The 22,616-nt window shown below is 76.5% G+C and carries 22 protein-coding genes; 11 read left to right on the plus strand and 11 right to left on the minus strand.

Going from position 1 to position 22,616, the window contains the following annotated elements:
* Window positions 1-9: 9 nt before the first annotated feature.
* A complete protein-coding gene (locus tag ACI8AK_RS11445) occupies window positions 10-1,032 on the minus strand; it encodes an NADP-dependent oxidoreductase (RefSeq protein WP_387991276.1) in 1,023 nt (340 codons plus the stop codon).
* 99 nt (window positions 1,033-1,131) lie between these two features.
* Here ACI8AK_RS11445 and msrA point away from each other — a divergent pair, with 99 nt between their 5' ends.
* Genes msrA through ACI8AK_RS11460 form a run of 3 tightly spaced genes read left to right on the plus strand, consistent with a single transcriptional unit; the run spans window position 1,132 to window position 3,815 of the window.
* Entirely contained in the window at window positions 1,132-1,785 is a 654-nt protein-coding gene (gene msrA / locus ACI8AK_RS11450; protein ID WP_456956318.1) for a peptide-methionine (S)-S-oxide reductase MsrA, read from the plus strand.
* Between the two features lie 15 nt (window positions 1,786-1,800).
* The gene (locus ACI8AK_RS11455; protein WP_456902082.1) at window positions 1,801-2,709 is read left to right on the plus strand and encodes a haloalkane dehalogenase; all 909 of its coding nucleotides are present in this window, start codon (window positions 1,801-1,803) and stop codon (window positions 2,707-2,709) included.
* Window positions 2,706-3,815, plus strand: a complete 1,110-nt coding sequence (locus ACI8AK_RS11460) for a class I SAM-dependent methyltransferase (RefSeq protein WP_456956320.1) — start codon at window positions 2,706-2,708, stop codon at window positions 3,813-3,815. Before ACI8AK_RS11455 ends, ACI8AK_RS11460 begins: the two co-directional genes overlap by 4 nt.
* Window positions 3,816-3,901: 86 nt before the next feature.
* Here ACI8AK_RS11460 and ACI8AK_RS11465 read toward each other — a convergent pair whose 3' ends face one another.
* The 4 genes from ACI8AK_RS11465 to uraD all read right to left on the minus strand — a co-directional run bounded on the left by ACI8AK_RS11465 (window position 3,902) and on the right by uraD (window position 6,291).
* A complete protein-coding gene (locus ACI8AK_RS11465; RefSeq protein WP_387991264.1) occupies window positions 3,902-4,396 on the minus strand; it encodes a phosphoribosyltransferase in 495 nt (164 codons plus the stop codon).
* A gap of 10 nt (window positions 4,397-4,406) precedes the next feature.
* Window positions 4,407-5,327 (minus strand): factor-independent urate hydroxylase, encoded by a 921-nt coding sequence (pucL, locus tag ACI8AK_RS11470; protein WP_387991261.1) that lies wholly within the window; start codon window positions 5,325-5,327, stop codon window positions 4,407-4,409.
* Between the two features lie 152 nt (window positions 5,328-5,479).
* A complete protein-coding gene (gene uraH, locus ACI8AK_RS11475; RefSeq protein WP_456956322.1) occupies window positions 5,480-5,797 on the minus strand; it encodes a hydroxyisourate hydrolase in 318 nt (105 codons plus the stop codon).
* On the minus strand, window positions 5,794-6,291 hold the full coding sequence (uraD, locus tag ACI8AK_RS11480; protein ID WP_456902079.1) for a 2-oxo-4-hydroxy-4-carboxy-5-ureidoimidazoline decarboxylase: 498 nt from the start codon (window positions 6,289-6,291) through the stop codon (window positions 5,794-5,796). Before uraD ends, uraH begins: the two co-directional genes overlap by 4 nt.
* Window positions 6,292-6,336: 45 nt before the next feature.
* Between uraD and aceB the strand changes: the two genes are divergently transcribed.
* From aceB to ACI8AK_RS11505, 5 genes are all read left to right on the plus strand, one after another.
* The gene (gene aceB, locus ACI8AK_RS11485) at window positions 6,337-7,920 is read left to right on the plus strand and encodes a malate synthase A (RefSeq protein WP_456902078.1); all 1,584 of its coding nucleotides are present in this window, start codon (window positions 6,337-6,339) and stop codon (window positions 7,918-7,920) included.
* Window positions 7,921-7,996: 76 nt separating this feature from the next.
* On the plus strand, window positions 7,997-9,223 hold the full coding sequence (locus tag ACI8AK_RS11490; protein WP_456956324.1) for a DUF6986 family protein: 1,227 nt from the start codon (window positions 7,997-7,999) through the stop codon (window positions 9,221-9,223).
* A 21-nt stretch (window positions 9,224-9,244) separates the two neighbouring features.
* A complete protein-coding gene (locus ACI8AK_RS11495; protein ID WP_456956326.1) occupies window positions 9,245-14,293 on the plus strand; it encodes a SpoIIE family protein phosphatase in 5,049 nt (1,682 codons plus the stop codon).
* Between the two features lie 188 nt (window positions 14,294-14,481).
* Window positions 14,482-15,447 (plus strand): anti-sigma factor RsbA family regulatory protein, encoded by a 966-nt coding sequence (locus tag ACI8AK_RS11500; RefSeq protein ID WP_387991244.1) that lies wholly within the window; start codon window positions 14,482-14,484, stop codon window positions 15,445-15,447.
* Window positions 15,448-15,479: 32 nt separating this feature from the next.
* Window positions 15,480-15,983, plus strand: a complete 504-nt coding sequence (locus tag ACI8AK_RS11505; RefSeq protein ID WP_387991241.1) for a MarR family winged helix-turn-helix transcriptional regulator — start codon at window positions 15,480-15,482, stop codon at window positions 15,981-15,983.
* On the opposite strand, the gene ACI8AK_RS11510 is transcribed toward ACI8AK_RS11505, so the two are convergent.
* From ACI8AK_RS11510 to ACI8AK_RS11520, 3 genes are all read right to left on the minus strand, one after another.
* Entirely contained in the window at window positions 15,980-16,993 is a 1,014-nt protein-coding gene (locus ACI8AK_RS11510) for an ATP-dependent DNA ligase (protein ID WP_456956328.1), read from the minus strand. The two genes, ACI8AK_RS11505 and ACI8AK_RS11510, sit on opposite strands and share 4 nt — an antisense overlap.
* 144 nt (window positions 16,994-17,137) lie before the next feature.
* Window positions 17,138-17,518, minus strand: coding sequence for a MerR family transcriptional regulator (locus ACI8AK_RS11515; RefSeq protein WP_387991235.1), 381 nt, complete (start codon window positions 17,516-17,518; stop codon window positions 17,138-17,140).
* Window positions 17,518-18,993, minus strand: a complete 1,476-nt coding sequence (locus tag ACI8AK_RS11520; RefSeq protein ID WP_456956330.1) for a SulP family inorganic anion transporter — start codon at window positions 18,991-18,993, stop codon at window positions 17,518-17,520. Before ACI8AK_RS11520 ends, ACI8AK_RS11515 begins: the two co-directional genes overlap by 1 nt.
* A gap of 206 nt (window positions 18,994-19,199) precedes the next feature.
* On the opposite strand from ACI8AK_RS11520, the gene ACI8AK_RS11525 reads away from it, so the two are divergent.
* Entirely contained in the window at window positions 19,200-19,772 is a 573-nt protein-coding gene (locus ACI8AK_RS11525) for an NADPH-dependent FMN reductase (protein ID WP_456902071.1), read from the plus strand.
* A 64-nt stretch (window positions 19,773-19,836) separates the two neighbouring features.
* On the opposite strand, the gene ACI8AK_RS11530 is transcribed toward ACI8AK_RS11525, so the two are convergent.
* The gene (locus tag ACI8AK_RS11530) at window positions 19,837-20,364 is read right to left on the minus strand and encodes an NUDIX domain-containing protein (protein ID WP_387991226.1); all 528 of its coding nucleotides are present in this window, start codon (window positions 20,362-20,364) and stop codon (window positions 19,837-19,839) included.
* Between the two features lie 46 nt (window positions 20,365-20,410).
* On the opposite strand from ACI8AK_RS11530, the gene ACI8AK_RS11535 reads away from it, so the two are divergent.
* A complete protein-coding gene (locus ACI8AK_RS11535) occupies window positions 20,411-20,896 on the plus strand; it encodes a DnaJ family domain-containing protein (RefSeq protein WP_387991224.1) in 486 nt (161 codons plus the stop codon).
* A gap of 13 nt (window positions 20,897-20,909) precedes the next feature.
* Here the strand turns inward: ACI8AK_RS11535 and ACI8AK_RS11540 are convergent, their stop codons facing one another.
* A complete protein-coding gene (locus tag ACI8AK_RS11540; protein WP_387991221.1) occupies window positions 20,910-21,269 on the minus strand; it encodes a nuclear transport factor 2 family protein in 360 nt (119 codons plus the stop codon).
* Window positions 21,270-21,290: 21 nt separating this feature from the next.
* Window positions 21,291-21,704, minus strand: coding sequence for a hypothetical protein (locus ACI8AK_RS11545; RefSeq protein WP_456956332.1), 414 nt, complete (start codon window positions 21,702-21,704; stop codon window positions 21,291-21,293).
* A gap of 87 nt (window positions 21,705-21,791) precedes the next feature.
* Between ACI8AK_RS11545 and ACI8AK_RS11550 the strand changes: the two genes are divergently transcribed.
* Complete coding sequence (locus ACI8AK_RS11550) at window positions 21,792-22,607, plus strand: helix-turn-helix domain-containing protein (protein WP_387991216.1); 816 nt, start codon at window positions 21,792-21,794, stop codon at window positions 22,605-22,607.
* Window positions 22,608-22,616 lie beyond the last annotated feature (9 nt).

Raw genomic sequence — 22,616 nt, forward strand, 5'->3', positions numbered from 1 at the left:
CGTCCCGCCTCAATCCGGGTCGGGCGCCAGCCGGACGACCATCTTCCCGGTGTTGGCCCCCTTGAGCAGGTCGAGGAAGGCGGGCACGGCGTTCTCCAGGCCCTCGTAGACGGTCTCGCGGACGGCGAGCTGTCCCGACCGGATCCAGCCGGACACCGTCTCGGTGAACTCGCCGTGCAGGTCGGTGTGGTCGCCGACGAGCAGCCCGGTGACCGCGAGCCGCTTGGCGATCATCAGCGAGCTGAAGTTCTTCGGCCCGGGCACCGACTCGGTGGCGTTGTAGCCCGAGATGGCGCCGCAGATCGCCACCCGGCCGTGCACGTGCAGCGCACCCAGCGCGGCGTCGAGGTGCTCGCCGCCGACGTTGTCGAAGTAGACGTCGACGCCGTCGGGCGCGGCCTGCGCGAGCAGGTCCTTCACCCGCCCGTCGTGGTAGTCGAAGGCGGCGGTGAAGCCGATCTCGCGCAGCCAGGCCACCTTGTCCGGGCTGCCCGCGCTGCCGACCACCGCCGAGGCGCCACGCAGCCTCGCGAACTGCCCGACCGCGCTGCCCACCGCCCCGGCCGCGCCGGAGACGAACACGGCGTCGCCCTCCCGGAAGGCGGCCACCCGGAACAGCCCGGCCCAGGCGGTCAGCCCCGGCATCCCGAGGACGCCGAGGGAGTAGGTCAGGGGCAGGTCCTCGGTGGCCGGCAGCTGCCGGACCGCGCGGGCGTCGAGGACGGCGACGTCGCGCCAGGCGGCGTCGGTGAGCACCAGCGCGCCCTCGGGCACGTCGGGGGAGCGGGACTCGACGACGCGGCCGACGGCGCCGCCCTTCATCACCTCGCCGACCTCCCACGGCGCCGCGTACGAGGGGCCCAGCCGCATCCGCCCGCGCATGTACGGGTCCACCGACATGGCGACCATCCGCACCACCACCTGGCCCTCGGCCGGGTCCGGGTGCTCGACCTCGACCAGCCGGAAGTCGTCGGGGGTGGGCTCGCCGTGGGGACGGGCGGCCAGGTGCCACTCGCGGGCGGTGATCGGCACGGTCGCTCCCTGCGTCGTCGATCCGGGTCCGCGGCTGATCCTGCCGCCGTCGGGACGCGGTCGCGCCGCCGGGTGGTGCGGCGGTCCTAGGCTCGGATCATGTCGTTCTCCCGGTACAAGACCCAGCCGGTGTCGCCGGAGGACGCGCTGCCGGGTCGTCCCGACCCGCTGCCGCACGTCCCGGAGACCCACGCGGTGAACGGCAACCGCATCCGGCCGCCGTTCCCCGGGGGGATGCGGACCGCCGTCTTCGGCGCGGGCTGCTTCTGGGGCGTCGAGAAGGTCTTCTGGCAGGTGCCGGGCGTCTGGTCCACGGCCGCGGGCTACGCGGGCGGCTACACGCACAACCCGACCTACGAGGAGGTCTGCTCCGCGCGGACCGGCCACACCGAGGTCGTGCTCGTCGTGTTCGACCCCGCCGTCGTCAGCTACGAGCAGCTGCTCACGGTGTTCTGGGAGGACCACGACCCCACCCAGGGCATGCGGCAGGGCAACGACGTCGGCACGCAGTACCGCTCGGCGGTCTACGTCGCGACGCCGGAGCAGGAGGCCGCCGCCCGCGCCAGCCGCGACCGGTTCCAGGCCCGGCTGCACGAGGCCGGCTACGGCGACATCACCACCGAGATCGCCCCGCTCGGCGACTTCTTCTACGCGGAGGACCACCACCAGCAGTACCTGCACAAGGTGCCGAACGGGTACTGCCCGGTGCACTCGACCGGCGTGAGCTGCCCGGTCGGCCTCCCCGGCGTCTGAGCCCCGGAGGGTCACGTGGACGTCGTCCGCACGCCGGAGGAGCGGTTCGCCGCGCTGCCGGACTTCCCGTACCCGCCCACGTACGTCACCGTCGACGGCGGGGACGGCACGCCGCTGCGGGTCGCGGTGGTCGACGTCGGCCCGGCCTCCGGCGAGGTCGTCGTCCTGCTGCACGGCGAGCCGTCCTGGTCCTTCCTCTGGCGGCACGTCATCCCGGAGCTCACGGCCGCCGGCCTGCGCGTCGTCGCCCCCGACCTGGTCGGCTTCGGCCGCTCCGACAAGCCCACCGACCCGGCCGCCTACAGCTACGCGGCGCACGTCGAGTGGATGCGGCAGACGCTGTTCGAGGGTCTCGGCCTGGCCGGCGTCACGCTGGTCGGCCAGGACTGGGGCGGGCTGGTCGGCCTGCGCCTGGTGGCGGAGCACCCCGACCGGTTCGCGCGGGTCGTCGTCGCCAACACCGGCCTGCCCACCGGCGACGCCCCGATGAGCGAGGCCTTCCTCGCCTGGCAGCGGTTCGCCGCCACCGCGCGGGCGTTCGACGTCGGCCGGGTCGTCGCCAACGGCACGGTCACCGACCTGCCGCCCGAGGTGGTCGCCGCCTACGACGCGCCGTTCCCCGACGAGGCGTCCAAGGCCGGCGCCCGCGTCTTCCCGAGCCTCGTGCCGACGGCGCCCGACGACCCCGCCGCGGCCGCCAACCGGGCCGCGTGGGAGGTCCTCACCCGCTGGGAGAAACCGCTGCTCACCGCCTTCTCCGACTCCGACCCGATCACCGGCGGCGGCGACCGCGTCTTCCAGCGGCTGGTGCCCGGCGCCCGGGGCGTGCCGCACACGACCCTGCGCGGCGGCGGGCACTTCCTCCAGGAGGACGTCGGCCCGGAGCTGGGCCGCGTCGTCGCCTCCTTCGTCGCCGCCACGTGACCCCCGACGAGGTGCTCGCGCAGCTGCGGCGGGAGCCCGACGTCGAGGCGCCGGACCTGGTCGCCGTCGACGCCACCGACCGGCTGCTGCTCGACACCGCCGGGGACCTGACCGGGCAGCGGGTGGTCGTCGTCGACGACGCGTACGGCGCGCTCACCCTCGGCGCGGTCGCGGCCGGAGCGCGCGACGTCCGGGTGGCCCAGGACCTGCTGGTCGGCGAGCGGGCCCTGGCCCTCAACGCCGAGCGCACCGGCCTGACCGGCACGCACCGCCCGGGGAGCCTGGACGCCGCCCTGTTCGACGGCGCGACGCTCGTGCTGGCCCGCGCGCCCAAGGCCTTCGACGCGCTGCGGGAGCTGACCGAGCTGGCCGCGGCGGCGGCCGCCCGGGACGTCACCGTGCTGGTCGGCGGGCGGGTCAAGCACATGACGCTCGGCATGAACGACGTGCTGCGCACCGGGTTCGCCGAGGTCTCGGCCACCCTCGCCCGGCAGAAGTCGCGGGTGCTGGTCGCCCGCGGGCCGCGACCCGGCGTCGCGCCGTCCTTCCCCCGCTGCCGGCACGACGACGCCCTGGACCTCGACGTCTGCGCGCACGGCGCCGCGTTCGCCGGGGCCCGGGTCGACGAGGGCACCCGGCTGCTCGTCGCCGCGCTCGACGCCGCCGCCCCGGACGCGCGCACCGCCCTGGACCTCGGCTGCGGCACCGGCGTGCTGGCCGCCGTCCTCGCCCGCTCCCGGCCGGACCTGGAGGTGACCGCCACCGACCAGTCGGCCGCCGCGGTCGCCTCCGCGCGGGCCACGCTCGCCCGCGCCGGGCTGGAGCGGGTGCGGGTCCTGCGCGACGACGCCGCCGCGACCGTGCCCGACGCGAGCGTGGACCTCGTCGTCTGCAACCCGCCGTTCCACCTCGGCGCCGCCGTCGTCACCGCCGCCGCCGACCGCCTGTTCGCCGCCGCGGCGCGGGTGCTGCGGCCGGGCGGGGAGCTGTGGGCGGTCTACAACAACCGGCTGCCGCACCGGGCGGCGCTGCGGCGGCTGGTCGGCCCGACCCGGGCGGCCGCGCACGACCGCCGGTTCACCGTCACCGTCTCCACCCGGCGCTGACCGCCGGGCTCGTCAGAGCGCCAGGACCAGGAGCTCGCACACCGCCCGCACGTTCTCCGGCGTGAGCGGTCCGGGCTCGACGGCCGTCAGTGCGGCGGGCGGGTGCTGCGGGTGCGCACCGGCGGCAGCGACGACCACGGGAAGTCGATCCACCGGTCGGTGCGCTTCCACACGTAGTCGCAGCTGACCACCGAGCGCGGCTTCTCGTAGACGACCGCCGTCCGCACGTCGGAGACGTAGCCCGCGCAGAAGTCGCGGACCAGCTCCAGCGTCTTGCCCGTGTCCGCCACGTCGTCGGCGACCAGCACGTTCGCGCCGGTCAGGTCGACGGCGTCCAGCGTCGGCGGGAGCACCACCGGCAGGTCCAGCCGCTCGTCGACGCCGGTGTAGAACTCCACGTTCATCACGAACAGGTTCTTGACGTCGAGCGCGTAGCCCAGCGCCCCGCCGAGGAACAGCCCGCCGCGGGCGATCGACAGGACCAGGTCGGGCTCGAAGCCGTCGTCGGCGACCTGCTGCGCCAGCTCCCGCGCCGCGGTGCCGAACAGCTCGTAGGTCAGGACCTCGCGCTCGTCGCTCACGGCCTCCACCTCAGCAGAAGCCCGGCGTGCCCAGCCACGCGACCTCGGCCGGCGGGACGTCGTCGCGGAGCACGGTGCCCTCGATGAGCCCGTAGGGGCGGTCGTCGGCGTGGTAGACGACGGGGTGGTCCGAGCCGGGGGTGTTGTCCAGGCCGTACGCCGAGAGGTCCTGCAGGAAGTGGTGCCTGTTGGGCATCGACAGCCGCACCTCGGCGACGTCGGGGGAGGACTCGAGCACCGCCTCGCCCATCCGGTACAGCGTCTGCTGCAGCGCGAGGGAGTGCGTGGCGGCGAACGCCTCGAGCAGCACCGTCCGGACGCCGGCGTACAGGCCCGACCAGTCCCTGCCGTCGAGTGCGCCGTCGGCCGGGGTGTACCGCCAGCGCGCGGTGACCGCGGTGGCGAGGACGCGGTCACGGGTCTCGGCCAGCGTCGTGTACCGGTCGCGGGGGAAGCCCCAGAACTCCGAGCCGGTGGTCTTGAGGACGACGAGGTCGGACAGGCCGGCCAGCACGTGCACGTCGTCGCCGTCCACGGTGACCACCGCCGTCCGGACCTCGCCGCCGGGCCGGCGGAAGGCGTGGTCGTGCGGCTGCCCGCCGACGGCGATCCGCTCCCAGCCGTAGGACTCCACGGCCACGCGGGCGCCGGTGATCCAGTCGTAGGACCCGGCCAGGTGGCGGGCCAGCCGCAGCCCGAACGCCTCCGGGGAGCCGACGCCGTCGCGGGCGAAGGCGAAGACGGTGTTCTTCTGCGTGTCGGTGGTCAGCACGTGCGCGTTGTCGCCCCGCGTGTGCGCGGCGGTGAAGTCCCCGCGCAGGCTGGTGCTCACGTTGAGGTCGACGAGCTCGTGCCGGGGGGAGCTGCGGTCGACCGCGACGACGCGGACCTCCGCCTTCCCGTACTGGTTGGGTCCGAGCACGATCGCCATGCGCGCAGCCTGCCGCACACCCGTTGCGCCGGTGTTGCACTGCGCCGGTGTTGCACTGCGCCGGTGTTGCACTGCGCCGGTGTTGCACTGCGCCGGTGTTGCACTGCGCCGGTGTTGCACTGCGCCGGTGTTGCACGTGGAACCGGCGCGCCTCAGCTGCCCCGGTAGGTGGAGTAGGCGAACGGCGAGAGCAGCAGCGGCACGTGGTGGTGCTCGGCGGGCGCGGTGACGGCGAAGGTCAGCGTCACCTCCGGCCAGAAGGCGTCCACCCCGCGCCCGGCGAACCAGGGGCCGGTGGCGAACACCAGCCGGTGCGGGCCGGCGACGGTGGCGTCCTCGGTGAGCCGGCAGCGGCCGTCGGCGTCCGTGGTGCCCTCGGCGAGCAGGTCGTCGCCCGCGAACAGCCAGACGGCGACGCCGGCGGCCGGCCGCCCGGCGACGGCGTCGAGCACGTGGGTGGAGACGCTCACGACACGAGCTCCCGCACCCGCAGCTCGGTGATCTGGGCGAGCTGCTCGACCACCTCGGCCTGCTCGGCGTCGTCGTCGTTGCCGAGCCGGCGGCGCAGTTCGCCGAGCATCTCCTCCGGCGAGCGCCCGGCCGCGCGGATCAGGTAGACGTGCCCGAACCGCTCCTCGTAGGCGCGGTTGCCCTCGACGATCGCCGCGCGGGTGTCGTCGTCGGCCCCGCCCATCGAGCCCTGCTCCCGGCGGGAGGCCGCCGCCTCGGCCGAGGAGCCCTCCACCCGGTCGCCGATGCGCGGGTGCGCGGCCAGCGCCAGCTGCACCTCGTCCCACGGCAGCGACCGGGCCACCTCCCCGGCCCGGCGGACGAGGGTGTCGGCGTCGGGGAACGGGCGGCCGGCGACCAGCTCGGCGGCGAAGCGCGGCGCGGCGTTGCAGCCGCGCAGCTGCTCGACGGCGGCGTCGGCGGGCTCGCTGTTGAACTCGTCGAGGCAGGACACGGTGACAGGATGGCAGCCCATCCCGGCCGGCAGAGGGGACCAGCGGTGAGCCTCGACACCAGCGGAGTGCGCGTGGAGGGCCCCGACGTCGAGCGGTCCGGGGAGGTGCTGACACCCGAGGCGCTGGAGTTCGTCGCCGACCTCCAGCGCCGGTTCGGCCCGCAGCGCGACGCGCTGCTCGCCGCCCGCGCCACCCGCCGCGCCGAGATCGCCGCCGCCCGCTGGCTGGACTTCCGCCCGGAGACCGCGGAGATCCGCGACGGCGACTGGCGGGTGCCCCCGCCGCCGCCCGGCCTGGTCGACCGCCGCGTCGAGATCACCGGCCCGACCGAGCCGAAGATGGCGGTCAACGCGCTCAACTGCGGCGCGAACGTGTGGCTGGCCGACCTCGAGGACGCCAACACCCCGCACTGGCGCAACGTCGTCGGCGGCCAGCTGGTGCTCCGCGACGCCGTCCGCCGGCAGCTGGCGTTCACCACGCCCGAGGGCCGGGAGTACCGGCTGCGCGAGGACGGCGACCTGCCGACGATCGTGCCCCGCCCGCGCGGCTGGCACCTGCCCGAGCGGCACCTGCTCGTCGACGGGCAGCCCGCCGTCGGCGCGCTGGTCGACGCCGGGCTGTACCTGTTCCACAACGCCGCCGAGCAGCTGTCCCGCGGCAGCGGGCCGTACCTCTACCTCCCGAAGATGGAGGGCCGGCTCGAGGCCGGGCTGTGGAGGCTCGTGTTCGACCACGCCGAGCAGGTGCTCGGGATCCCCGAGGGCTCGATCCGCGCCACGATGCTGATCGAGACCATCCCGGCGGCCTTCGAGATGGAGGAGATGCTGCACGCGCTGGGCAGTCACGCCACCGGCCTCAACGCCGGGCGCTGGGACTACCTGTTCAGCGTCATCAAGGTCTTCCGGGAGGCCGGTCCGGACTTCGTGCTGCCCGACCGGGGCGCCGTCACCATGACCGCGCCGATGATGCGCGCCTACACCGACCAGCTCGTCGCCGTCTGCCACCGCCGCGGCGCCGTGGCCATCGGTGGCATGGCCGCGGCCATCCCCTCGCGGCGCGACGCCGAGGCCAACGAGCGGGCGCTGGCGAAGGTCCGCGAGGACAAGACCCGCGAGGCCGGCGACGGCTTCGACGGGTCCTGGGTGGCCCACCCCGACCTGGTGCCGGTCTGCCGCGAGGCCTTCGACGCCGTCCTCGGCGACCGCCCGAACCAGCTCGACCGGCAGCGCCCCGAGGTGTCGGTGACCGCGGCGCAGCTGCTCGACGTCGCCGGCGTCCCCGGCGGGCGCACGATGGCCGGGCTGCGGGCCGACGTCGAGGTGGCGATCCGCTACCTGGCCGCGTGGCTGGGCGGCAACGGCGCCGTCGGCATCCACGGGCTCATGGAGGACGCCGCCACCGCCGAGATCAGCCGCTCGCAGGTGTGGCAGTGGGTGCACGCCGGGGTGGAGCTCGACACCGGCGAGACGGTGACCGGGGAGCTGGTGCGCCGCGTCGTCGCCGAGGAGGTCGAGGGGATCGGCGAGCTGCCGCGCCTCGACGACGCGCGGCGGCTGTTCGAGCAGGTCGCGCTGGCCGACGAGTTCCCCGACTTCCTCACCCTCCCCGCCTACGAGCTCATCGATTGAAGACCCCCGTGCCCCCCGACACTCGCGAGCTCGCGACGGGCCCCTGCACGGGGGCCGAACCGATCCGAGCTGCGCCGTGACCCTGGGCGAGGACGTCTACGCCGAGCTGGACCGCCGCCTGGCACCCGTCGACGCCGCCCGCACGGCCGCGTACCCCGGCGAGCGGCCGGGGAGGCAGCCGGTGCACACCTGCTACGTGCCCGCCGACGCCGTCGTCCCGGGCCTGGCCGCCGCCTGGGGCGCCGCGGCGCTGGCCGCGCTCGACGAGCACGGCCTGCCCGACCTCGGTTACGACGCCGCGCTGCTCGAGCAGGTGCTGCCCCGGGTGCGCGCCAAGCTCGTCGCCGAGCCGGTCGAGGACCTGCGGGTCGACGCCGAGGACGGTTACCGCGGCCGGCCCGACGCCGAGGACGGCGACGTCCTGCGCGCGGCCGAGGCCGTGGCCGGCGACCTCGACGCCGGGACGGCGCCGCCGTCGGTGGGCATCCGGGCCAAGTCGCTGGAGGGACCCACCCGCCGCCGCGGCGTCCGCTCCCTCGACCTGTTCCTCTCCGCCGTCAGCGCTCCGCGGGCCACCGTCACCCTCCCGAAGGTGACCGACGTCGAGCAGGTGCGGGCCTTCCTGCCCGTCCTCGACGCGCTGGGGGCCGCGCACGGCGTCGCCCTGGACCTCGAGCTGCAGGTGGAGACCCCACAGGCGGTGCTCGGCGCCGACGGCGCGGTGACCCTCGCGCGGATGGTGCACGCCGCCGGCCCGCGGCTGACCGGCCTGCACCACGGCACCTACGACTACAGCGCGGCGCTGGGCATCGCGGCGGCGCACCAGTCCTCCGACCACCCGGCGCTCGACCTCGCCAAGCAGCTCATGCAGGTCGCCGTCGCCGGGACCGGCGCCCGGGCGGTCGACGGCTCCACCAACGTCCTCCCCGTCGGCTCCCGCGAGCAGGTCCACGCCGGCTGGCGGGTGCACGCCGGGCTGGTCCGCCGGGCGCTGGAGCGCGGCCTCCACCAGGGCTGGGACCTGCACCCCGCGCAGCTGGTCACCCGGTACGCGGCCACCTACGCCTTCTTCCGCGGCGCCCTGCCGGCCGCGGCCGCGCGGCTGACGGCCTACGTCGAGCGGGTCGACGGCGGGGTCCTCGACGAGCCGGCCACCGCCCGCGCGCTGGCCGGCGTGGTGCTGCGCGGCCTGGACTGCGGCGCCGTCGACCCGGCCGAGGCCGCCGCCGCGACGGGGCTGGACCGCGCCGCCCTCGACACCCTGGCCGGGCGGGGCGCGGCGGGTCCCGGGAGCAGCGCCTAGGCTGCCCTCCGTGGTGGCGCGGTGACCGAGGACGCGCTCGCCTCGCTCTTCTCCGGTGGTGGCGAGGTGGGCCGGGAGATGGCCGCTCGCGACTGGTCCGGCACGCCGTTCGGACCGCCCGAGCGGTGGCCGTCGTCGCTGCGCAACCTCGTGCGGATCGTCCTCACGTCGCGGTTCTCCATGTGGGCCGCCTGGGGTCCCGAGCTCTCGTTCCTCTACAACGACGCCTACCAGCGGGACACCCTGCAGGGGAAGCACCCGTGGGCGCTGGGCCGCCCGGCGTCCGAGGTGTGGGCGGAGATCTGGGACGACATCGGCCCCCGGATCGGGTCGGTCCTCGAGACCGGGATCGCCACCTGGGACGAGGACCTGTTGCTGTTCCTCGAGCGCAGCGGCTACCGGGAGGAGACCTATCACACCTTCTCCTACAGCCCGGTCGCCGACGACGACGGCCGCACGGCCGGGATGCTCTGCGTCGTCACCGAGAACACCGACCGGGTGCTGGCCGAGCGGCGGATGGCCAGCCTGCGCGACCTCGCGACGGCGGTGGCCGTCACGCGCACCGAGGCCGACGTGCTGGCCGCCGTCGGGGAGCAGCTCGCCCGCAACGACGCCGACCTGCCCTTCTCCGCCACCTACCTGGTCGACGAGGACGGCACCGCCCGCCTGGGCACCGCCACCGGGCTGACGCCGGGCTCGGCCGCGGCGCCGGGGACGCTCGCCGACGACGCGGTGTGGCCGCTGTCCCGGCTGCGCGCGGGCGAGCAGGTCGTCGTCGACGGCCTGGACCGCCTCCCCGGCCTGCCGACCGGCGCCTGGGACCGCCCGCCGGTGCAGGCGCTGGCCGTGCCGATCTCCTCCCCGCTGCCCGACGCCGCCGGCGTCGCCGGCTTCCTGGTCGTCGGCCTCAACCCGCACCGCGTCCTCGACGGGGCCTACACCGGCTTCCTCGAGCTGGTCGCCGGCCAGATCGCCTCGGGCCTGGCCAACGCGGGCAGCCACGCGGCCGAGCGGCGGCGCGCGGAGGCCCTCGCCGAGCTGGACCGCGCCAAGACCGACTTCTTCAGCAACGTCAGCCACGAGTTCCGCACGCCGCTGACGCTGATCATGGGCCCGGTCGCCGAGCTGCGGTCCTCCCCGGTGCTCACGGCCGACCCGCGGGTCGCCGAGGAGCTCGAGGTCGTGGAGCGCAACGCGCTGCGGCTGCAGAAGCTGGTCAACACCCTGCTCGACTTCTCCCGCATCCAGGCCGGCCGCATCGACGCCCGGTTCGAGCCGGTCGACCTCGCCGCGACCACCGCGGAGCTGGCCAGCGTCTTCCGCTCCGCCGTCGACCGGGCCGGCCTGCGGCTCACCGTCGACACCCCGCCGCTGTCCCAGCCGGTGCACGTGGACCGGGACATGTGGGAGAAGGTCGTCCTCAACCTGCTCTCCAACGCGCTGAAGTTCACCTTCGCGGGCGGCATCACCGTGCGGCTGCGGGAGGACGACGGCACCGCCGTCCTCACCGTCGCCGACACCGGCACCGGCATCCCCGCCGCGGAGCTGCCGCGGCTGTTCGAGCGGTTCTCCCGCGTCTCCGGGGCGCGCAGCCGGTCCGGGGAGGGCAGCGGCATCGGGCTGGCGATGGTCCGCGAGCTGGTCGGCCTGCACGGCGGGTCGATCGAGGTGGAGAGCGCGCCCGACGTCGGCACCGTCTTCACCGTCCGCGTGCCGCTGGGCACCGCGCACCTGCCCGCCGACCGCCTCGCCCCCGCGGTGGCCGAGGCGCCGGCGATCTCGCCCGGCGCCACCCCGTTCGTCGCCGAGGCGCTGCGCTGGCTGCCGGGGGAGTCCGACGACGCCCCCGCGGCGGCACCCGGCGCGCAGGGCGGCCGCGCCGGGCGGGTCCTGGTCGCCGACGACAACGCCGACATGCGCGACTACGTCGTGCGGCTGCTCGCGCCGCTGCACGAGGTCCGCGCGGTCGGCGACGGGCAGGCGGCGCTGGAGGCGGCCCTGGCCGACCCGCCGGACCTCGTCGTCAGCGACGTGATGATGCCGCGGCTGGACGGCATGCAGCTGCTGGCCGCGCTGCGCGCCGACGCCCGCACCTCCCGCGTGCCGGTGGTCCTGCTCTCCGCCCGCGCCGGACAGGAGGCCGCCGTCGAGGGCCTGGCCGCCGGCGCCGACGACTACCTGGTCAAGCCGTTCTCCGCGCAGGAGCTGCTCGCCCGCGTCGACGCCCACCTGCAGCTCGGCCGCGCCCGCCGGGAGGCGGAGGAGCGGTTCACCACGATGGCCGACCTCGCGCCGGCGCTGATCTGGGTCGCCGGCGACGACGGCCGGCGGCAGTTCCTCAACGCCGGGTGGACGGCGTTCACCGGCCGTGCGGTCGAGGAGGAGCTCGGCGAGGGCTGGCGGTCCGGGCTGCACCCGCAGGACGCGCAGCGGTACGCCGGCACCGTGGCCGCCGCGGTCGCCGCCGGGGAGGGCTGGGAGGTCGAGTTCCGGCTCCGCCGCGCCGACGGCGCCTACCACTGGCTGCTCGAGCGCGCCGTGCCGATCGGCGGCACCGCCGGCGGCTGGGTGGGCAGCTGCACCGACATCAACGCCCGGTACCGGGAGACCGAGCGGCAGACCCTGCTCGCCGAGGTCGGCACGGCGCTGGACCGCGAGACCGAGGCCGAGCGGCAGCTGGCGGGCCTCGCGCGGCTGCTGGTCGACCGGCGCCTGGCCGACGTCTGCACCGTCCGCGTGGTCGGCGAGGACGGGCGGTTGCGCTACGCCGGGCGCGCCGGCGTCGACGGCGACGTCCGCGTGGAGCTCGCCGGGCTGGAGCCGCACGGCGGCCTGGGCCGCGAGGTGCTCGAGACCGGGGAGCCGGTGCTGCGGCCGCGCCTGTCCGGGGTGGGGGACGGCGGCGTCCGGCTGGACCTCCGCTCGGCGCTGGTCGTGCCGCTCACCGTCCGCGGCCGGGTGCGCGCGGTGCTGGCGATGGGCCGCCGCGACGACGCCCCGCCGTTCCACGACGACGACCGCGCGCTGGCCGAGGAGATCGCCACCCGGTCCGCGCTGGCCCTGGACAACGCGCTGCTGCTGGCCGACGAGCGGGCCACCGCCCGCCGGCTGGGGCTGCTGCAGCGCGTCACCGCCGAGCTGTCGGCCGCCACCACGCCGGTGGAGGTCGCCGAGGCGGCGGCCCGGCACGTCGAGGTCCTGACCGGCCGGGGCAGCTCCGTGGGCGTCTACGAGATCGACGACGCCCGCCGGGCGCTGCGCCTGCTGTGGAGCAACGCCGCGGACCAGGACGCGCAGCAGTGGTCGGAGGTCCCGCTCAGCGCGTCGCTGGCGGTCACCCGGGCGGCCGCGGAGCGGCGGGCGGTGTGGATCGAGGACACCGCCGCCTCGCCGGACACCGCGCCCCCGCCCGGCGGTCCCGGCGCGGTGGTCGCGCTGCCGCTGCTGGTCGCCGGCCGCGTCGTCGGCGTCGTCGGCGTGGGCGCGCCGGCCGCCCAGCGGTTCCCGGCCGTCGAGCGCGGCATGCTCCTGGCCGTCGCCGAGCAGTGCGCCTCGGCGCTGGAGCGGGCCCGGCTCTACCGCGCCCAGCAGGACATCTCCTCCACGATCCAGCTCAGCCTGCTGCCCGCCGCGGTGCCCCGGCTGGAGCGGCTGGCGCTAGCCGCGGAGTACCTGCCCGGCGCCGCAGGCACCTCGGCCGGCGGCGACTGGTACGACGTCGTCGAGCTGGGCCGGGGCCGGGTGGCGATCGCCGTCGGCGACGTCGTGGGGCAGGGCCCGGCGGCGGCCGCCGTCATGGGGCAGCTGCGCAGCGCGCTGTCCACGGCGCTGCTGCAGGGCAGCTCCCCGGCCGAGGCGCTGGAGCTGCTGGACCGGTTCGCCGCGCGGCTGCCCGGCGCCCTGGCCTCGACGGCGGCCTGCCTGGTGCTCGACTGGGCCGCCGGCACCGTGCGGTGGGCCCGCGCCGGCCACCCGCCGCCGCTGCTGGTGGCCGACGGCGCGGCGACCTTCCTCGAGGAGGGCGCGGGCGCGGTCCTCGGCGCCCCGGGCCGGCGGCCCTACACCGAGGGCAGCGCCCCGGTCACCCCCGGGACGACGCTGCTGCTCTACACCGACGGCCTGGTGGAGCGCCGCCGGGAGCCGTTGGACACCGGCCTGCGCCGGGTCGCCGACGCCGCGGCCCGGCTGTCCGACGTCGAGCCCTGCCGGCTGACCCGCGCGCTGCTGGCGGAGGTGCTCGACGCCGACGCCCTCCCCGACGACGTCGCGGTCATCGCGGCCCGGCTGGTCCCCCCGCCGCTGCACGAGGTGCTGCCGGCCGACCCGTCCCGGCTGCGCGGGGTGCGGCGCACCGTCACCGCCTGGGCCCGGGCAGCCGGGATGGGCGGGGACTCCCTCGACGACCTGCAGCTGGCTCTCGGCGAGGCGCTGGCCAACGCCGTCGAGCACGCCTACGCCACCACCGCCGGCGAGGGCCGCTGCGAGTACCGGCTCGAGCGGACCGCCGACGGCAGCGTCGACGTCTGCGTGCGGGACGAGGGCGTGTGGCGCCCGGCGCCGGCCGACCGGGGGTACCGCGGCCGGGGGCTGGAGCTGATCTCGGCGCTGGCCGACGACGTCGAGGTGGGCCGCTCGGTCGACGCGAGCGGCACGGAGGGCGCGGGCACCACGGTGCGCTTCCGCTTCGTCCCGGCCGGCCCCGGGCGGGACGAGCCGGTGACCCGGCGCGCCGCCGCCCGCACCGACGCGGGCCCGGCCCGCCTGACCGTGGACCGGGGGCCCGGCGGCGTGCGGCTGGAGTTCGCCGGCGACGTCGACCTGGCCGCCACCCCGGCCCTGCGCGCCGAGGCGCTGCGGGCGCTCGGCGACGTCGCGGGCGGGACACGGGTGGTGCTGGACCTGCGGCAGGTGCCCTACCTGGCCAGCGCCGGCGTCGGGCTGGTGCTCGAGCTGCTCCGGCTGGCCGAGCAGCGCCGCGCGGTCCCCGAGGTGCGCACCGCGGAGGGCTCCGCGCCGGCCCGCGTGCTCGTCCTCGCCGGGGTGCCCGCCGTCCCGGTGGCCGCGCCGTAGTGGCGCCGGCCCACCCGTACGGGGGCGTACCGGGCACCCCGCGAGCGGACCCCCCGCACCGTGTCCCACAATCAGGGGAGATGGGCCGGAGCAGTTCCGGACCGGAGGCGGTCGAGGGGCCAGTGGAACCTGGGACGGGAGTCTCCGCCACGCAGGCGGAGCTGGACGACGCGCCGTCGCCCGCGCCCGTGGTCCGCCACTCGCACACCGCCGCCCTCGTCCGCTCCGACGACGAGACCACCGCCGTCGCCGCGTCCTTCCTCGAGGAGGGGCTGCGCCACGGTGACCTCCCCGTCGTCGCCGCGTCCCCCCGGACGGCCGCGCTGGTCCGCGACGCGCTCGGGGAGCGCGCCGGCGCGGTGGAGGAGGACGCGCGGATCTGCCTGCTCGGTGTCCGCACACCCGACGCGATGGTGGTGACCCGCCGGCTGCTGGACCGGGCGCGCGCCACCGGCTCGGGCCGGCTGCGCGTCCTCGGTGAGGTGCAGTTCGGTACCACGGCCCGCAGCCGGCGCGAGGGCGAGCGCTACGAGTCGGCCGCCAACGCCCTGCTCGCCACGGCACCGCTGACGGCGCTGTGCCTCTACGACCGGCGGTGGCTGCCCGACGAGGTCGTGGCCGGTGCCCGCCGCACCCATCCGGAGCTGGTCATGGGCGGGGTCCGGGTGAGCAGCTCGGAGTTCCGGCAGCCGGCGGAGTTCCTGCGCGAGCTCGCGCTCCGCCGCGACCCGGTCGAGGCCGGGGAGCCCGTGTACGCCGTCGACGGGGCGCCGGCACTGGCCGGCCTGCGCGGAGAGCTGCGGCGGGTGTTCGGCGAGGTCGTCCCCGACGAGGACCAGCGCGCCGACCTGCACCTGGGCGTGAGCGAGGTGGCGGCCAACGCCTTCCGGCACGGCCGGCGGCCGATCTCGGCCCGCGTGTGGGCCGACCGCGACACGCTGGTGGTCACGATCACCGACTCCGGCACCGGCTTCGCCGACCCGCTCGCGGGCTTCGTGCCGGCGCACGGCGACGACCTCGCCGCCGGCGGCATGGGCCTGTGGCTGGCCCGCAAGCTGTGGGACTCGGTGGACCTGGTGCCCGGCCCCGCGGGGCTCACCGTCCGGCTGGCCGCCGGCCTGGCCGACCCCGTGTCGCGGCGGGGCGCGGCTTGACGCTGCCGTTCTCTCACTGCTGAGGTACCTGCGTGGAGGACGCGGTCGACCTCATCCTCGAGCAGTGGGCCCGGGAGCGTCCCGACCTCGACTGCTCGCCGATGGGGGTCATCGGCCGGATCACCCAGCTGCAGCGGGAGGTCCACCTCGCCCAGCGCGCGACCTTCGCCCGGCACGGCCTCGACGCGCCGTCCTTCGACGTCCTCGCCGCGCTCCGGCGGGCCGGGGAGCCCTACCAGCTGACGCCGACGGCGCTGATGCGCACCGCGCTGGTCACCTCCGGGGCGATCACCCAGCGGCTGGACCGGCTGGAGGAGAAGGGGCTGATCACCCGCACCCGCAGCGAGGCCGACGGGCGGGCCGTCGTCGTCACGCTCACCGACGCCGGGCGGGCGGCGCTGGACGCGGCCCTGCCCGACCACCTGGAGACCGAGCGCGGCCTGCTGGCCGGGCTGTCCGAGGACGAGCTCGCGCAGCTGGCCTGCCTGCTGCGCCGGTTCCTCGTCACGCTGGGCCGGGTGCCGCAGCGGCCCTAGCCCGCGGGCGGCACGTCCGCGGGGCGCAGGTCGGGGCGGACCCGGACGTAGCGCAGCGGGTGCCGGAACACCCCGGCGGTGAGCGCGGCGTCCGCGCTGACCTCGACGACGGCCGTCGGCTGCACGCGGGTGAGTGCCACCGACAGCCGCCCGCCGCCGAAGCGGCCGGTGCCGATCCGCTCGGGCCAGGGGTGGTCGTCGCCGGCGGGGGTGAGGACGGCGGCCAGCTCCGCCGACTGCGCGGGGGAGAGGGGACCGGTGCGGCCGACGACGACCAGCTCCCCGTCCCGCCAGCGGCCGGCGACCAGCTGGCTCGGGCGGTCGACCGGCCCGATGACGCCGCCGGCGAGCACCTCCGTCGTCTCCCAGGACTTGACCTTCAGCCACTCGCGGCGCCCGCCCGCGTACCGGGTGGCCGCACCCTTGGCGACCAGGCCCTCGACGCCGAGCGGGCGCAGGTCCGCGGCCCAGCCGCGGGCCTCCTCCGGGTCGGCGGTGACCGGCGAGAGCTGCAACGGCGGCGCCCACCGCCGCGCGAGCTCCTCGAGGGCGGCGCGGCGGCTGCGGAACGGCCGGCGGCGCTGGTCGGCGCCGCCGGCGGCGAGCAGGTCGAAGGCGACGTAGGAGGCGGGGTGCGCGGCGGCCAGGGCGGCCATCCGGGAGGGGGCGGTCACCATCCGGCGCTGCAGCAGCCCGAAGTCCAGCCGCTCGCCGTTCCAGACGACGGCCTCGCCGTCGAGGACCGTCCCGGCCGGGACCTGGGCGAGCGCGGCCGCGGCGAGGTCGGGGAAGCGGTCGGTGAGGTCACGGCCCTGCTTGGACCACAGCCGGGTGCCGGCGCGGCCGCGGACGACCACCAGCCGGTAGCCGTCCCACTTGGGCTCGTAGCGGCAGCCGCCGGGCAGCGCGGACGCGACCGGGAGGTCCCGCACCGGCCTGGCCAGCTCCACGGCGACCGGCCCGGCGAGGTCCGGCGGCAGGTCCGGCAGCCCGGGAGCGGAGAGCGGCACCGGGACAGCGTCGGGGGTGCGCGCCCCCGGCGCAGGCCCCTGAGCTGCGAACTCACCCGTTCAGGGTGGGTCGCCACCCTGCGCGACGGCTCCGGGCGGCGGCACGGCCGGGGTCCCGCTGTCCAGGCACGATCGGGTAACGCCCTACCGGGTGGCCTCCAGCCGGGCGGCCAGCGTGCCGGCGAAGTCCTCGGCGACGGCGAGCTCGGCCCGCAGCGCCTCCACCCGCGCGAGGGCGGCCTCGTGGAACACCCGCAGCCGGCCGGTGAGCACCGTGTCCCCGGGCCGGGCGGCGAGGTCGTCGAGCAGGGTGAGCAGCTCGCGCACCTCGTCGAGGGTGAGACCCAGCGGCTTCATCCGCTTGACGACCTCCAGCCGGGCCACGGCGTCCTCGCCGTAGAGCCGGAAGCCGCCCTCGGTGCGGCCGGAGGGCAGCACCAGGCCGCTCTCCTCGTAGAAGCGGATGGTGCGCAGGCTCAGCCCGGTCCGCTCGGCCACCTGACCGATCTGCAGCAGCCGTCCCATCAGTGCGCCCCGGCCAGCTGCCCCGAGTGCCGCTCGTAGCGGGCCGCCGAGTGGGGGTCCAGCCCGGTGATCTCCACGGTCTTGCCGTGCCCGGCGTACCGCTGGGTGAGCGCGTCGAGGGTGGCCACGGTGGAGGCGTCCCAGACCGAGGCGGCGGAGAGGTCGACGACGACGCGGTCCGGGTCGCCGGCGACGTCGAACTGGTCGAGCAGGTCGTTGCTGGAGGCGAAGAACAGCGCGCCGGAGACGCGGTACACCCGGGTGCCGTCGGGCGCGGTATCCGGGGTGACCCGCACCAGGTGGGCCACCCGGCGGGCGAACAGCACGCACGCCACGAGCACCCCGACGCCCACGCCGATCGCCAGGTTGGACGTGGCGAGGACGACGGCCACGGTCGCGAGCATGACCGCCGTCTCGCTGCGCGGCATCCGCGGCAGCGTGCGGAGGCTGTGCCAGTCGAAGGTGGCCGCGGAGACGAAGACCATGACGGCGACCAGCGCGGCCATGGGGATCACCGCGACGACGTCACCGAGGACGACGACCAGCACGAGCAGCAGAGCCCCGGCCAGGAAGGTCGACAGCCGGGTGCGGGCGCCGGAGCGCACGTTGATCATCGTCTGGCCGATCATCGCGCAGCCGCCCATGCCGCCGAACAGGCCGGTGACGACGTTGGCCACGCCCTGGCCCCACGACTCGCGGGTCTTGTCCGAGCGGGTGTCGGTGAGGTCGTCGACCAGGCGCGCCGTCATGAGCGACTCCATGAGCCCGACGAAGGCGACGCCCAGCGCGTAGGGCGCGACGATCCGCAGCGTCTCCCAGGTCAGCGGCACGTCGGGCAGCGCGAACCCGGGCAGGCTGTCGGGCAGGGCGCCCTCGTCCCCGACGTCGGGCAGGTCCCAGCCGGCCAGCACGGTGACGACGGTGAGCAGCACGATCGCCACCAGCGGCGCCGGGACGGCCGTGGTCAGCCGCGGCAGCAGCACGATGACCGCCAGGCCGGCGGCGACCAGCGGGTACACCAGCCACGGCACGCCGACCAGGTGCGGCACCTGCGCGGCGAAGATCAGGATCGCCAGGGCGTTGACGAAACCGACCATCACGCTGCGCGGCACGAAGCGCATGAGCCGGGCCACGCCCGCCACCGCCAGCAGCACCTGGAACACCCCGCCCAGGACGACGGCGGCGAGCAGGTACGGCAGGCCGTGGTCGTGCACGAGCGGGGCGACGACGAGGGCGACCGCCCCGGTGGCCGCGCTGATCATCGCGGGCCGGCCGCCGGTGAACGCGATGACGACGGCCATGGTGAACGAGGCGAACAGGCCCACCTGCGGGTCGACGCCGGCGAGCACCGAGAAGCTGATCGCCTCGGGGATGAGCGCCAGGGCGACGACGAGACCGGCCAGCACCTCGGTGCGGGCGACGCGGGCCGAGGTCAGCCAGGCGGGACGGGACGGGCGCAGGGCAGGGGAGGACATCGGGTCCGTTCGGGTCGGCGGGCGCTGGGGCGGGCACGCGCGCGCGTCGTCGGGCCGGTGCACTCTGCAACGATCCTGCCAGCACCCTCCCCTCACGTGAGGGTCGAGTCGGTGCGGTGCTCGTCACCCACGAGGGCGGAAGCGGTTGACCGCCCCAACGGTTGAGTCCTCAACGAGTCGGTCCCGTCGTCGTCCCGGAGGTCCCGGTGTCCCGTCCCGTCCTGCAGGTCATCGCCGCCAGCACCCGTCCCGGCCGCCGGGGCATCGCCGTCGCCCGCTGGGTGCAGCGCCTCGCGCAGGAGCACGGCGGCTTCGACGTCGAGCTGGTCGACCTCGCCGAGGTGGGCCTGCCGGTGTTCGACGAGCCCGACCACCCGCGGCTGCAGCGGTACACCCACCAGCACACGAAGGACTGGAGCGCGACGGTGTCCCGCGCCGACGCGTTCGTCTTCGTGACCCCGGAGTACAACCACTCCTTCCCGGCGTCGCTCAAGAACGCGCTGGACTACCTGTCGGTCGAGTGGGCCGACAAGGCGGCCGGCCTGGTCACCTACGGCGGCGTCTCGGCGGGCCTGCGGGCGTCGTCGGCGGTCAAGCCGGTGCTCGGCGCGCTGCGGCTGCACACCGTCCCCGAGGCGATCTCCGTGCCGTTCTTCGCGCAGTTCCTCGACGACCAGGACGAGTTCGTGCCCAACGCCGAGCTCGAGGCCGGCGGCAAGGCGATGCTCGACGAGCTCGCCCGCGTCACCCCCGCCCTGCGCTCCCTCCGCGCCGCCTGACGGAGGACCCCGCCGCCCCCCACCGCTCGCACGCCCGCGGCGGGCCCCGGCAGCGGGGCCGGGGTCAGCTGCGGCGGAGCAGGAGCAGGGCCCAGGCGGCGAGCGAGGGGCCGTCGGTGAACCGGCCGTCGCGGACCATCGCCCGCAGCTCGGCCTCCGGCGTGAACGCCGCCACCATGTCGGCCTCGGTCACCTCGCGGGCGGTCGGGCCGGGCGTGAGGTCGGTGGCGAGCCAGACGTCGAACTCCTGGGTGGACAGCCCCGGCGCGAGGTCCGCGTGGCCCAGGTGCTCGAGCCGGCCGGCCCGCAGCCCGGTCTCCTCGGCCAGCTCGGCGCGGGCCAGCTCCTCGGCCGTCCCGCTGCTGCCGGCCGTCCAGGTGCCCTGGGGGAACTCCCAGGCCCGGCGGCCCACCGGGTGGCGGAACTGCTCGACCAGCCAGAAGCCGTCCCGCTCGGCCGCGATGACGACGGCGAAGTCCGGTTTCTCGACGACGGAGTAGACGCCGGTGGAGCCGTCCACCCGCTCCACGGTGTCCTCGCGCACCCGGATCCACGGGTTGCGGTAGACCTCCCGGCTGCCCGTCGTCCGCATGCACGGCAGCCTCCCAGAGGCGGAGCATGGAGGCGGAGGTGGTGGGGTGACCCAGCGGAAGCCGCCCGGGGTGTCGTTCGAGACCTGGGTCGAGCGGCAGATCGGCCAGGCCCAGGACCGCGGCGACTTCACCGGGCTGCGCGGCGCCGGCAGGCCGCTGCCGGCCTTCGACCCGAACGAGACCGCCTACGACTGGGCGGTGGCCAAGGCCCGCCGCGAGGGCGTGGCGCCGGCGGACATGCTGCCGCCGGGCCTGGCGCTGCGCCGGGAGCGCGACGAACTGCCCGCGCGGGTGGCCGCGCTGCCGTCGGAGGACGCCGTGCGCGCCGTCGCCGAGGACTACAACGCCCGGGTCGAGGCCTTCTGGCGGCGGCCGGCGGAGAGCCGCTGGTCGCCGGTGCCGGGCCTGGCGGACGTCGACGCGCTGGTCGAGGGCTGGCGCCGCGACCGCCCGCCGCCGGCGCCCGAGCCGCCGGCCGCCCAGGTGCCGCCCACGCCGCAGCGCCGCCGCTGGTGGCAGCGGCGGCGCTGAGTCCCTCGCGAGATCAGGGCACGCGGTCGAGGAAGCCGAGCACGGTGCGGATGCGGCCGTCCCCGTCGGTCACGGCGACGTCGAACCCGGTGACCGGCGGCTCGGCGCCCTCCGGACCGAGGTGCCACGTGAAACGCACCTGGCCGTGGTGGGCGTCGGCGGGGCCGGCGAGCCGGAAGACGAAGCCCGGGAACTGTGCCTGGACGGCGGCGATGGTCGCGTCCAGTCCGTCGCGGCCGGCGACGTCGGCCAGCGGGTCGGTGTAGGTGACGTCCTCGGTGAACAGCGCCTCGACCAGCGCCCGCCGCGCGGCGGGGTCGGTCGCGTTCCAGGCGGCGAGGTAGCGGTCGGCGAGGTCGGGCGTGGCGGTCACGGTGGTCTCCTTCTCGTGGGGTCAGCGGGTGCGGAGGGCGGTGAGCTGCAGGGCGGCGAACCCGGCGACGACGGCGGCCTGGAGGAGCACCCAGACCGTCCCCGCGGCGGTGAGGTCGAAGCGGCCGGCGACGACGGCGACGACACTGCCGGCGGCCCACAGCGCGTTGGCGCCGACGACGACCTCCGTGGCGCCCCGCGGGACGCGCGGGCGGGCGGCGACGAGCGCGACCCCGGCGGCGAAGACGGCGAGGAAGGCGCCCAGCCCGCGCAGCGCCCCGGCGGGGACGCCGAGCAGGTCGGACAGCAGCGGCGCGGCGGCCAGGTAGGCCAGGCCGTTGGCGCCGGTGACGACGGCGTCCAGGCGCAGCGCCACGCGGAGCAGGTCGAGGGGACGGCGGGTGGGAACGGTCGTTGTCATGGCGGTGTTCGTCATGGCGACGACCGTGGCGCTCCCGGGGAAGGGCGTCGATTACCTCGCGGGTAGGCGACGCGGGGCGCGGTCGTCGCTAGCGTCCGCGCCGTGACCACCGCGGTGCGCCCGGACGTCGGGGAGCTGCTGCGCGGCTGGCGGCAGCGCCGCCGGCTGTCCCAGCTGGACCTGGCCAACGACGCCGGGGTCTCCGCCCGGCACCTGAGCTTCCTGGAGACCGGCCGGTCGCGGCCGAGCCGGGAGATGGTGCTGCGGCTGGCCGAGCGGCTGGAGGTGCCGCTGCGCGAGCGCAACGACCTGCTGCTGGCCGCCGGCTTCGCCCCCGCCTACGGCCGCCGGGGCCTGGACTCCCCGGACATGGCCGCCGTCACCCGGGCGCTGGACCTCGTGCTCGCCGCCTACGAGCCCTTCCCGGCGCTGGTGGTCGACCGGTCGTGGGAGCTGGTGACCGCGAACGCGAGCGTGGCGCCGCTGCTCGACGGCGCCGCCGCGCACCTGCTCGAGCCGCCGGTCAACGTGCTGCGGCTGAGCCTGCACCCCGAGGGGCTGGCGTTGCGGATCGCCAACCTGCCGCAGTGGCGGGCGCACGTCCTGCACCGGCTGGGCCGCGAGGCGCACCTGACCGGCGATCCGCAGCTCGCCGCGCTGCACCGCGAGCTGGCCGCGCTCCCCGGCGGCACCGACCGCTCGACGCCCGACGGCATCGCCGTCCCGCTGCGGATCCGCGCCGGCGACACGGTGCTGTCCTTCCTCAGCACGGTGACCACCTTCGGCACCGCCGTCGACCTCACCGCGGCCGAGCTGTCGGTCGAGGCGTTCCTCCCCGCCGACGAGGCCACCGCCGCGGCCCTGCGCGCCCCGTTCACCGGCGGCGAACCCGCGCCTGCCCGGGCGGTGGCGGGGTAGGGGACCGGC

It is taken from the genome of Geodermatophilus sp. SYSU D00867 (genome assembly GCF_054050315.1).